Origin of the sequence: Streptomyces vulcanius (assembly GCF_042653945.1) — a bacterium.
Classification (GTDB): Bacteria; Actinomycetota; Actinomycetes; order Streptomycetales; family Streptomycetaceae; genus Streptomyces; species Streptomyces mangrovi.
Window position 1 is genome coordinate 68138 of sequence record NZ_JBHSFK010000032.1, and the last position, 10926, is coordinate 79063.

The 10926-nt window shown below is 70.0% G+C and carries 8 protein-coding genes and 3 pseudogenes; 6 read left to right on the top strand and 5 right to left on the bottom strand.

What is annotated here, in order from left to right; translation table 11 throughout:
- Positions 1-166: 166 nt before the first annotated feature.
- From ACFPIH_RS38120 to ACFPIH_RS38130, 3 genes are read right to left on the bottom strand one after another with little or no spacing between them, the layout of a single operon-like run.
- Complete coding sequence (locus ACFPIH_RS38120) at positions 167-1438, bottom strand: ABC transporter substrate-binding protein (protein WP_381184165.1); 1272 nt, start codon at positions 1436-1438, stop codon at positions 167-169.
- A gap of 56 nt (positions 1439-1494) precedes the next feature.
- Positions 1495-2316, bottom strand: coding sequence for a carbohydrate ABC transporter permease (locus ACFPIH_RS38125; RefSeq protein WP_381184162.1), 822 nt, complete (start codon positions 2314-2316; stop codon positions 1495-1497).
- Positions 2313-3260, bottom strand: a complete 948-nt coding sequence (locus ACFPIH_RS38130; protein ID WP_381184159.1) for a carbohydrate ABC transporter permease — start codon at positions 3258-3260, stop codon at positions 2313-2315. The genes ACFPIH_RS38125 and ACFPIH_RS38130 overlap by 4 nt, the downstream gene beginning before the upstream one ends.
- Before the next feature lie 229 nt (positions 3261-3489).
- Between ACFPIH_RS38130 and ACFPIH_RS38135 the strand changes: the two genes are divergently transcribed.
- The 6 genes and pseudogenes from ACFPIH_RS38135 (at position 3490) to ACFPIH_RS38160 (ending at position 8227) form a co-directional block, all read left to right on the top strand.
- On the top strand, positions 3490-4533 hold the full coding sequence (locus tag ACFPIH_RS38135; RefSeq protein ID WP_381184156.1) for a LacI family DNA-binding transcriptional regulator: 1044 nt from the start codon (positions 3490-3492) through the stop codon (positions 4531-4533).
- Between the two features lie 175 nt (positions 4534-4708).
- A complete protein-coding gene (locus ACFPIH_RS38140; protein WP_381184154.1) occupies positions 4709-5845 on the top strand; it encodes an ABC transporter substrate-binding protein in 1137 nt (378 codons plus the stop codon).
- Between the two features lie 95 nt (positions 5846-5940).
- Positions 5941-6291, top strand: a pseudogene (locus tag ACFPIH_RS38145) (MarR family winged helix-turn-helix transcriptional regulator); the annotation flags it as partial.
- Positions 6292-6379: 88 nt separating this feature from the next.
- Positions 6380-6973 (top strand): annotated as a pseudogene (locus ACFPIH_RS38150) (DsbA family protein).
- Between the two features lie 34 nt (positions 6974-7007).
- Entirely contained in the window at positions 7008-7814 is an 807-nt protein-coding gene (locus ACFPIH_RS38155; protein WP_381184152.1) for an MBL fold metallo-hydrolase, read from the top strand.
- A 2-nt stretch (positions 7815-7816) separates the two neighbouring features.
- Positions 7817-8227: a nuclear transport factor 2 family protein gene (locus ACFPIH_RS38160; RefSeq protein ID WP_381184150.1), complete on the top strand. Its 411-nt coding sequence runs from the start codon at positions 7817-7819 to the stop codon at positions 8225-8227.
- 121 nt (positions 8228-8348) lie between these two features.
- On the opposite strand, the pseudogene ACFPIH_RS38165 reads toward ACFPIH_RS38160, so the two are convergent.
- Both ACFPIH_RS38165 and ACFPIH_RS38170 read right to left on the bottom strand, forming a co-directional pair.
- Positions 8349-9315: pseudogene (locus ACFPIH_RS38165) on the bottom strand (alpha/beta hydrolase).
- A 409-nt stretch (positions 9316-9724) separates the two neighbouring features.
- On the bottom strand, positions 9725-10756 hold the full coding sequence (locus tag ACFPIH_RS38170; RefSeq protein ID WP_381184147.1) for a LacI family DNA-binding transcriptional regulator: 1032 nt from the start codon (positions 10754-10756) through the stop codon (positions 9725-9727).
- Positions 10757-10926 lie beyond the last annotated feature (170 nt).

Sequence of the window (10926 nt, forward strand, 5' to 3'; positions counted from 1 at the left end):
CATCGTCCGCACTGCGCCCTTCATGGCTCACGCCTTGGTCCTTTCGGTTCTCTGGGGAATCGGTCACAGATCGCGGGTGGTGAACGTGTGACCAGTTCGCGGTAGCCGGCCTTGCCGCGCGCCCGGCGGATGCCCGCCGCTCCGCTGTGGAAGCACTCCTCGATGCTCAGCTTCCGGACCTGTAGTCGGCGTCCATCTCGTCGAGGAGCTTCCCGGGCGTGGACTGACCGCTGAAGATCTCCTGGAGGCCGCTCAGCATGGTCTGCTGAACCTTGGGGTTGGGCCAGAGCTGGTCCATGAACGGGACCGTGCGGTCCGACCCGATGAACTTGGAGAGTTCGGCGAGTGACGGGTCGGCGGCGAAGCCCGTGTCGGGCAGGGCGGGCAGACCTCCCTGCTTCTCGACGAACAGGTTCATGCCCTCGGGCGACATCACGAAGTCCACGAACTTCAGCGCCAGTTTCTCGTTCTTCGCCTTGGCGTTGACGGCGTAGCCGGCGCCCGCGGCGGCGGGGATGAGGGTCTGGGACGCGTCGTCGGTGGCGGGCAGCGCCTTGAGCGTGAAGGTGCCCTTCGGGTTCTTGCCCTTGAGGAGGGCTGTCACCCAGTTGCCCTGCACGATGCCGAGGGTCTTGCCGGTGGCGGCGAGTTGCTGGCTGGCTTCGTAGGTGGTGCCCAGCGGGTTCTTCTGGAAGCAGCCGGTCCTCTCCATCGTCAGGTACTTGTCGAGGGCGGTGGTCCACGGCGACTTCGCGAAGGTCGCCCGGCCGGCCTGCATCTTCTTGTCGAAGTCCCGGTCCTCGCCGTACACGGTCGTGGCGACCAGCGCGTACAGGACGAGCTGGGTCACCCAGTTGTCCTGGTTGCCGAGTGCGAAGGCCGGGGTTCCCTCGGCCTTCGCGGCCTTGCAGAAGTCCAGCAGTTCCGTCCAGGTGTCCGGCGGGGTGAGCCCGGCCTTCTCCAGCGCCTGTTCGTTGTAGACCGCTCCGATGCCGTTCTGTCCGAAGACCGCGTTGTACGTCTTGCCCTCGTACTGGGCGACGGACTTCATGGCGTCCGGCAGCTTGGCGGCCCACGGCCGGTCCGACAGGTCGCGCAGATAGCCCGGCTTGGCGAGAACGTACGTGGCCGCCGGATTGCCGTTGCCGGGCCATACCGACAGCACGTCGGGCGCGGTGCCCGAGGACAGCTGGGTCCGGATCTGCTGCTGGTACTGGTCGGCGCCGCTGGTGGTGTACCGGACCTTGACGCCCGGGTTGGCCTTCTCGAACGCCTTGACGATGTCCTGGATCGAGCCCTGGTCGACCGACGCGAGGGTGAGCGTCCTGGAGTCACCCGAGCCGCCTTCGGAGCCCGCCCTGGTGCCGCCGCTGCACGCGGCCAGCACGGCCATGGACGTGACCGCCGCGATCAGGACCGGGAGTGCGCGTGTCTTCATGATGTCCCCCTCGGGGAAAGAACCACCGTGCGTGGGAGTCGGTCGGGTGCCGGGTGTCATCCCCGCAGCCCTCCCGCGAAGCCGTTGATGATGCTGCGCTGCAACAGGAAGTAGATGATCAGGACCGGCAGGATGCTGATCACCAGTGCGGCGAAGATGAGGTTCCAGTCGGTGACGTACTGGCCGACGAAACCGGCGATCGCGACCGGCAGGGTCTGCTGGGCGCTGCCGCTGAGGTACAGCAGTGGGGTGAAGAAGTCGTTCCAGACTGCGACGGTGTTGAGCACCAGGGCGGTCACCGTGACCGGTTTGAGCATGGGCAGGACCACGTACCAAAAGCCCTGCAGGGGTGTGCAGCCGTCGATCAGCGCGGCGTCCTCGAAGTCACGCGGCATGGCGCGCAGGAAACCGACGTAGAGGAAGACGGTGAACGGCACCTGCAGCCCCGAGTAGAAGAGGACCAGTGCCCAGGGTGTGCCGAGCAGGCCCATGTCGCGCAGGGTCTGGTACAGCGGCAGCGAGGCGAGTTGGAAGGGCAGGACGAGGCCGAGCAGGAAGCCCAGGTAGGTGCCCCGGGACCAGCGGGCCGTGACCCGCGCCAACGGGAACGCCGCGAGCGAGGACACGGTGAGTACGACGATGACACTGCACACCGTCACCAGCACGCTGTTGCCCAACGCCCCGCCCAGTGCGCCCTGTTGCCAGGCCTGGGTGAAGTTGTCCAGGGTGGGCGAAGTCGTCGGGCTGATCGGCGAGGAGGTGTCCGACGAGCGCCGCACCGCCAGGTTGACCAGAACGTACACCGGGAAGGCGACGAACAGGGCGGCGGCGATCATCGTCAGTTCCAGCGCGAAGGTGCGCCGACGGTAGCGGTTCATGACGCGGACCTCTCGTTGCGGGACAGCGCGAGGTACTGTCCGGTCGAGACGACCGCCACGATGATCGTGAGAACGACCGCGAGCGCGATGCTGTAGCCGAACTCGCCGAGCGTGAAGGCGTCCTTGTAGATCAGCGTCGAGATGGTGTCGGTGGCGTGTCCCGGTCCACCGCCCGTCAATGCGTAGACCTGGTCGAAGAGTTTGATTCCGCCGATGATCGACAGCATCAGGTTGATGGTGAAGGCCGGGGCCAGCAGTGGCCTGGTCACCGACCAGAAGCGCCGGACGGGGCCGGCCCCGTCCATGGCCGCCGCCTCATGGACCTCCCTGGGCACCGACTGCAGTCCGGCGAGGAAGATGACCATCGAATAGCCCGCGAACTGCCATACGATCACGCCGACCACCGACCACAGCGCCAGGCTCGGGCTGCCCAGCCAGTCCTGCCGCCATCCCCCCAGACCGACGGCACCGAGCAGGCTGTTGACCGCGCCGTCCGGGCCGAGGAGATTGCGCCAGAGGTAGGCGGTGACGATCGGGGTGATCACGGCCGGGGCGAACAGGAACACCCGGAGCACGTTGCGGGACTTGATGGCCGAGTTGACGCCCAGAGCCAGCAGCAGGCCCACCGCGTTCTGCACGACAGTGATGGACACGGCGATCAGCAGGGTGTGCCAGACGGCCTGCGTCGCGTCCTCGTCGCGGAACATCTCGGAGAAGTTGTCCAGGCCGACGAAGGAGAAGTCGGGCGAGAGACCGTCCCAGTCGGTGAACGCGTAGTAGACCCCACGCGCACTCGGCACCAGGACGACAAAGGCGAACAGCAGCATCGCGGGAAGGGCGAACCACCATGGCGGGGTGGTTCGCGCGCGCCGGCCCCGTGCAGCCGGTTCCGCGCCCGGGGGCCGGTCGACGTCCGGAAGTCGCTTGTGCGGGGTGGCAGTCACCTGTGAACCCCCTTTCTTGAAACGATTCAAGCAGCCGGAGTGGATTTGGGTAACGTTTCCCAAAGGGTGTGGCCAGACCTTAGGGAGCGTCCCGCATGACGTCAAGATGTTGCGCACACACTGCGATGGCGTTACGACGGCAGCCCCTGCCCCTTTCGAGCCGCCCCCTGAGCTGCGGAATCCGGCTTAGACTCGGCCGCCCGACGCCACCCCGAGAGGCAAGGACCGGATGGAGCCGACCGCATCACGTCGCAGGATCACCATCGTCGACGTCGCTCGGCACGCCCGGGTGTCCGTCACCTCCGTGTCCAAGGTGCTGCGCAACGCCTACGGGGCCAGCCCCGAGATGCAGGCCAAAGTGCGCCGCGCGATCGACGAGTTGGGCTACCGGCCGCACGCGGGCGCCAGAGCCCTCCGCGGGCAGACGTACACCATCGGCGTGATGCTGCCCGACATCCGCAACCCGTTCTTTCCGGAGATCCTCGACGGCGTCACCGACTCACTGGAGGAGACCGACTACCAGGTGTTCCTGGGACCGGGCTGCAACGGGGAGAAGGCGGAGGCCCGGGTCACCGAGGCGATGATCGACCGGGGCATGGACGGCCTCATCCTGGTCGCGCCGGTCTCCTCACGCGCCCACCTGGAGCACGTCGCCACAGCGGTGCCCACCGTCGTCGTCGGCCGCCACGGCTCCTCTCCCGTGTACGACACCGTGACCGACGACGATGTCGAGGGTGCGGCCCTGGTCGTCCGCCATCTCGCCGGTCTCGGACACCGCCGGATCGCCCACATCGAGCATCACGAGACCGACCCGACGCGCCTCGCGGAGATGCCCAACGCCCGGCGCGCCGACGGATATCGGCAGGCCATGCGGGCACACGGGCTGGAGGAGTGGATCGACGTGATCTCCACCAGCTACACCCAGGAGGGCGGTCACCGGGCGGCGCGGGAGCTGCTGGCCCGTCCCGTCGCCGCGCGGCCCACGGCCGTCTTCGCCGGAGCGGACATCGCCGCCATGGGCGTGCTCGATGCGGTCACCGAGGCCGGGCTGTCCGTTCCCGGCGACCTCTCGGTGGCCGGGTACGACAACACCACGTTCGCCGCGTTCGGCCCGATCTCGCTCACCAGCGTCGACCAGGCCGGCCAGGGGATGGGCCGAAACGCCGTACGGCTCCTCCTGGAACGGATCGCCGATCGCGGCCACCCGTCGACCAGGGTCACCCTCTCCCCCACGCTCGTGCCTCGCCGGTCCACGGCACGACCGGCGGAGTGAGCTGTCGGCGCCGAGCGATCCCACGGGGTTCAACCGTTCGATTGAATGTTGGATTGAATGTTTGAGAAACGTTGCCCATTCGCCGGCGACGGCCCCAGGATGGGTGACGCCCGACGGCCATGGCCGAGCCAGGCGCCGGGCTTCCTCCGTCCCCCCGCAGAGAGGTCTCCTCAGCATGCCCCGCTTCAGCAGACGACATGTCCTCGCCACCGGCGCCGGCGCCGCCGTCGGAATCGGCGCTTTCGGCGCCTCGGCCGGTACAGCCTCGGCCTCGCCGGCGAACTCCCCGCTCAAGGGCGGGCGCGAGGAGACCCGCACGCTCGACGAGCTGTACCGGGCCGCGCTCGCGGAGGGCGGCAGGCTCGTCGTCTACGCGGGCGGCGACACCCCGACCCAGCAGGACGGCACCAAGGCGGCCTTCAGGGACCGCTTCCCCGAGATCGACCTGACGCTGATCGTCGACTACAGCAAGTACCACGACGTGCGGGTCGACAACCAGTTCGCCACCGACACCCTCGTACCCGACGTCGTCCAGTTCCAGACCCTGCACGACTTCGACCGCTGGAAGAAGCAGGGCCGCCTGCTGCACTACAAGCCGGCCGGCTTCTCCAAGGTGTACGACGCGTTCAAGGATCCGCAGGGCGCGTGGGTCGCCACCGGCGCGATCGCCTTCAGCTTCATGTACGACACGGCGACGGTCGGTTCCAGGACGCCGCTCACCCCGCTCGACCTGGTCGACGCGAGATGGAAGGGGAAGATCGCCTCCGCGTACCCGCACGACGACGACGCGGTCCTCTACCTCTTCTCGCTGTACGCGAGCACGTACGGCTGGGACTGGGTGGCCGGGTTCGCCGCCCAGGACGTCCGGTTCGCGCGGGGCAGCAACTCCCCGGGCGACGCCGTCTTCGGCGGGCAGAAGGCGATCGGCGTCGGGACGGCGGGGTCCGCGGCCGGTTCCTCCCCCGTGACGTTCGCCATCGGCGCCGGGCATCCGTTCATGGCCTGGGGGCAGCGCACCGCCGTCCTCGAACAGGCGAAGAACTCCACCGCCGCCAAGCTCTTCCTCAACTGGCAGTTGTCGAAGGAGATGCAGAACGGCTCCTTCAACGGCTGGTCCGTCCGCACCGACGTCACACCCCCGACCGGCCTGAAGCCGATCTGGAAGTACCCCAACGCCCACGTGGACGGTTTCCCCCGGTTCATGGCCGACCGGGCCGCGGTCGAGCGCTGGAAGCAGACCTTCGCCCTGTACTTCGGCGAGGTCAAGGGCGACCCGACGCCCGGCTGGCTCGGGCTGCACCCGGGGGCGTAACGGCGGGCGGCTCGGGCCCGGTGGACCGCCGCCCCTCACGCCCGGGGCAAGATCGGTACGGTGCCGGTCGGGACCGGGAGAGGGGCGGCGCGGCCGTGAGCGAGCCGGCAGGGATCAGTACGGCCGAGGAGGCCGCCGACCATGAACTCGTCCTCGCGTTCGGGCGACTGCAGGGCGCCGCGAACCGGCTGGAGTACATCCTCGGGCGGGCGAGCCGGGACTGTCCGTGCGGGCCATCGCCCAGGAGCAGGTCCTCACCACCGGCGGCGCGACCCGGCTGGCGGACCGCATGGAGGCGGCCGGGCTCGTGATCCGGGCGGAGTCCCCCGCCGGCTCGGCGCCGAAAGCTGGTACGGCTGACCCCGCCGGGCGAGGAGACGACGGTGCGCGCTTCCCTGGTCCACATCGAGAACATCAAGGAGTACCCACCTTCTGAAATACCTGACGAGTCAGTTACTGTTCTGTCAGGCGGTCACCCGCACCGGGTGGGCCATCACTCGCCCGTTCGGGCATCACGCGCCTGGTGAGGTCACGATGAAGCCGGTCAACGTTTTCGACGCCTACCGCGGCGGGTCCCACGGCTTCTCCGTGTCGCTGCGCGAGGTGGTCTCCGGCGGTCTGTTCACCGGGACTCGCCGGGTGCCGATCCGCGAGTTCGGCCATGTCCGGGGCGCGAACGCGCAGATCGCGGAGCTGACCTGTGCCGAGTTCGGCGAGGGCTACGAGCGGCTGGTCGCCGACGGTCCGTTAGTCATGGACTCCGAGGCCGCCGCCCATGGCATGACCGCTCTGCGTCAGGCCGCCCCCGACCGGGCCGCAGCGCCGGCCACGGACCTGCGGCAGGTCTTCTACGCCGACGGCCGGAGTCGCTCCGACCCGGCCACGTATCGCATGGTCGCCGAGGCTTCCGGGCTGGACCCCGACACCGTCGTAGCCACCTTCGCATCGCCAGAGGCGCGGGCGGCCGCCGAGGCCGACTTCCGCCGCACGGCCGAGCTGGGCGTCACCGCCTGACCCACCCTGCCGGCCGTCGAAGACGGCTCGGTCGCTCCCCTGGCCCACGGTCGCGCCACCGCGGACGAGGTCGACCAGCGGCCGGTGTCCTGCGCGGTCACCCACACCTCTTGACCCTCTCCATCCCACCCCCCTCAAGGAGTTCCCCGTGAGCACCCTCTCCTTCAAGATCCTCGACCTCGACTTCCCCGCCGGCGTCAAGAACAAGACGGCCACGCTCGTCACCGGCGAGAGCGAGGCGCTGCTGGTCGACGCCGCCTTCACCCGTGCCGACGGCCACCGGCTGGCCGCCGGGATCCTCGACTCCGGCAAGAAGCTGACGACCGTCTTCGTCAGCCACGGCGACCCCGACTTCTACTTCGGCGCCGAAGTGATCGCGGACGCCTTCCCCGACGCGGTCTTCGTGGCCACGCCCCACGTCATCGAGCACATCCAGCACTCCTACGAGGGCAAGCTCAAGGCCTGGGCGTCGCTCGGCCCGAATCTCCCCACCCGCCTGGTCGAGCTGACCCCGCTGACCGGTGATCTCACCCTCGAAGGCCACCGCTTCGAGCTCAGGGGCGGCCCTGCGGCCCTGCCCGACCGCCACTACCTCTGGCAGGCCGAGCACCGCGCCCTCCTCGGCGGCGTACTGCTCTTCCAGCGGGAGCACGTCTGGGTCGCCGACACCCCCACCCCCGGCGACCGCGCGGCCTGGATCGACCTGCTGGACGAGATGGCCGCCCTCGACCCGCAGCTCGTCGTCCCCGGTCACCGGCTGCCCGCCACCCCCGCCGACGCCTCCGCCATCGCCGCCACCCGCGACTACCTGCTCGCCTTCGAGGAAGAGCTGGACAAGGCCGCCGACGGCGCCGCTCTCACCGAGGCCCTCGTCAAGCGCTACCCGGACAACGGGATGCAGATCGCCGCCCAGATCGGCGCGAAGGTCGCCAAGGGCGAGATGACGTGGGGCTGAACATGAGCGAGTTCGCCACCTCCACCGCACCCGCCGACGTCGTACGCCGCCAGTACCTGGCCTCTGCCGCAGGTGACCTGGAAGCCCTGCGCGCCACCCTCGCCCCCGACGTGGAGTGGACGGAGATGGCAGGCTTCCCCCTCGCCGGCACCTACCGCACCCCCGACGGGGTCACCGCCAACGTGATGGAGAAGCTCGGCCAGAACTGGGACGGCTGGACAGCCCACGACGACACCTACGTCGTCGACGGCGAGAACGTCGTCGTCCTCGCCCGCTACACGGCCGTCAACAAGGCCACCGGCACGCCGCTCGACGTCCGCGTCGCCCACCACTTCGTCGTACGCGGCGGACTCATCGTCCGCTTCGAACAGTTCGTCGACACCGCCCTCGTCCGCGAGGCCATGACCGACTGACCGGGGCGGGCCGAGTCCCATCTGCACCGGCAGGACCGGATCGGCCCGCCCCGTGCAGCGACGACTGCGCGGGCGCGCCGACAGCACGCAACGCGGTCCTCTCCCGTGCTGGCCTCTCCCGTCATTCCCCAAACAGGCGCCGGAGCCATCGCAGACGGGCCTCCCGGGCGTCGAGCGAGAGTGCGGCCTGGGGCACCAGGCCGTCGAAGCCGTGGAAGCCGCCCGGCCACACGTGCAGTTCGGCGCTTCCTCCGGCCTGCCAGATCCGCGAGGCGTAGGTGACGTCCTCGTCCCGGAAGGTTTCCGCGGAGCCGACGTCGATGAAGGCCGGAGGCAGGTCGGAGAGGTCGGCCGCGCGGGCCGGAGCGGCGTACGGCGTGACGTCGTCGGTGCCGCGGGCCTCCCCCAACAGGGCGTTCCAGCCGGTCTCGTTGGCGGTGCGGTCCCATACGCCGAGCCCGGCCATCTGGTGGGCGGACACGGTGTCGTTGCGGTCGTCGAGCATCGGGCACATCAGCAGCTGGCCCATGGGGCGAGGGCCCTGCCGATCACGTGCGAGGAGAGCCAGGGCCGCGGCGAGTCCGCCGCCCGCGCTGCCCCGGCCAGGATGACGCGGTCCGGGTCGCCGCCGATCTCCTCGGCGTGGGCCGCCGTCCACAGCAGACCCGCGTAGCAGTCCTCGACCGGTGCCGGGTGCGGATGCTCGGGGGCGAGTCGGTACTCCACCGACACCACGACCAGGCCCAGTTCCTCGGCCCAGTCGAGGGGCAGGCCCAGCCGGTTGGTGCCCACGACCATGCCCCCGGGATGCGTGAAGTAGACGATCGGGCGGGGGCCCGCCACGGAGGCGGGCCGACAGATCAGCAGCGAGACGTCCGGTGCGCCCGGCGGGCCGGGCACCGCCCGCTCCCACACCTCGAAGAGCCCACCACAGCTCAGTTCGTCGTTCGTCAGGAGGGGGACGTCGCCGTTGAGCCGCTCCCTCACCGTGGGGATGTCGTCCGGGGTCGCCGTGGTCGGCGCCTGGTCGCCGAGTTCCACGAGGACCGCGGCCAGCTCCGGTCGAAGGGCGGAGGGGGCGTGGTCATCTGGTCCTCCTGGGAGTTGATCGTCGACGTGGTCCTCGGCCCGTGGGGAATGCCGTCGCCGCGTGGCGGAACCGTCCGGTGGGGCGGAGCCGTGGCGTGGCGACGTGCGCCCGTCGGGCGCGGCGGTTCCCGCGAGGAAAGGCGGCTTCTGTCGAGGCGGGCGGGGCCGAGGCCCCGGGGTGTGCGGTCGTACGGGCCGGCTCGTTCCTTCCGGGCCGTGCGGGGCGGCACGTCTCCGGCCGAACAGCGGGCCGCGACCTGGTCGTTCGTGCGAGGGTCCCGGACGCCTCGCGCCGAGGGAGACGGGCGGAACCGTAACCGGCCGCCCCGCTCGCCGTCCAGCCCCTCACGGAGCGCCACGATTCTCGGGCCTCGCAGGCGTCGGCCTCGGCATCTCGCGGGCGCCGCCTCAGGCCGAGTCCCGCACCTCGACCCTGAGCGGGTCCTCGACGGGTCCGGCGGACGCCTCCTTCCGGTCGAGGGCGTCGACGACGCGGCGGGCCAGACCTCGCGCGAGGGTGTCGGTGTCGCGGACGACCGTGGTCAGTGCCGGTCGCAGGAGGGCCGCGCCCGGGATGTCGTCGACGCCGATCACGGCGAGGTCGTGCGGGGCGCGCAGTCCGAGGGACTGCAGGGCCAGCAGCACCGCCATGGCGATGTCGTCGTTGAAGGCGCAGATGCCCGTCACCGGCGGGTCGGCCGCGAGCCATGTCTTCACCGCCTCCGTGGCGCCGTTCAGGTCCAGCGGGACGGTGCGGACATCGGGCTCGGGAAGTCCGCGTTCGGCGCAGACCTCGCGGACGCCGTCCAGCCGTGGCTGGGCCAGGACGTCGAGTCGTGGGAGGTCCGGGTAGGCGTAGCCGAGCCGGCGGTGCGAGTCGACGAGGTGGCGGGCCTGCAGAGCACCGATCGGTTCCTCGGACACCAGAGGGGAAACCCGAGGGGAGACCGGAGAGGACCGGGCGTCCCCCGCTGCCGAGCCGTGCATCGTCATGACGACCTCGACGCCTGCCGCGCGCATGGCCTCGGCCTCGGTCTCGGGAAACTCGTTCAGGGCGAGGACCGCGGCGGGTGTCAGGGCTCGCCAGATCTCTCGCAGGGGCCGGGCCGGCTGGGCCGACGAGTGCACGAGGAAGGTGAACTCGTGTTCGGCGAAGGCGTTGGTCAGCTGCTGGATGAGCCGTCCGAGAACGTGTTGGATCGGCCAGTCCGGCAGCACGCCGAGCACGATGTCCGAACGCCCCGTCCGCAGGGTGCGCGCCGCGGCCGAGGGTGCGTAGCCGAGCCGGGCGGCGGCCTCCCACACCCTGCGACGCGTCGCCTCGGCGATCTTCTGGTGGGGGGTGTCGTTGAGGACGTAGCTCACCGTCGCCCGCGAGACTCCGGCCTCCCGCGCGACGTCCCCGCTGGTCACCCGTCTGCCGCTGGACGTCCCGGCCATGCATCCCCACCCTCTGACAGCTCGGACAGACCTCTTGCCAAACCCCGCAATCGCGGGCTAGCTTACCCGCTCAGTCAACCTACACGTTTAAGTGGCGCGTTTAAGTAACGCTCAGTAGCTGGAACCAGTAACTCCCCCTGAGCGCAACGCTTCAGGTCCCCAGCCTCCCC

Bases quoted from the DNA above. Each gene is read 5' to 3' on its own strand.
- ACFPIH_RS38120 (WP_381184165.1), bottom strand. From the start codon at position 1,438: ATGAAGACACGCGCACTCCCGGTCCTGATCGCGGCGGTCACGTCCATG.
- ACFPIH_RS38125 (WP_381184162.1), bottom strand. From the start codon at position 2,316: ATGAACCGCTACCGTCGGCGCACCTTCGCGCTGGAACTGACGATGATC.
- ACFPIH_RS38135 (WP_381184156.1), top strand. From the start codon at position 3,490: ATGGAGCCGACCGCATCACGTCGCAGGATCACCATCGTCGACGTCGCT.
- ACFPIH_RS38140 (WP_381184154.1), top strand. From the start codon at position 4,709: ATGCCCCGCTTCAGCAGACGACATGTCCTCGCCACCGGCGCCGGCGCC.
- ACFPIH_RS38160 (WP_381184150.1), top strand. From the start codon at position 7,817: ATGAGCGAGTTCGCCACCTCCACCGCACCCGCCGACGTCGTACGCCGC.
- ACFPIH_RS38170 (WP_381184147.1), bottom strand. From the start codon at position 10,756: ATGGCCGGGACGTCCAGCGGCAGACGGGTGACCAGCGGGGACGTCGCG.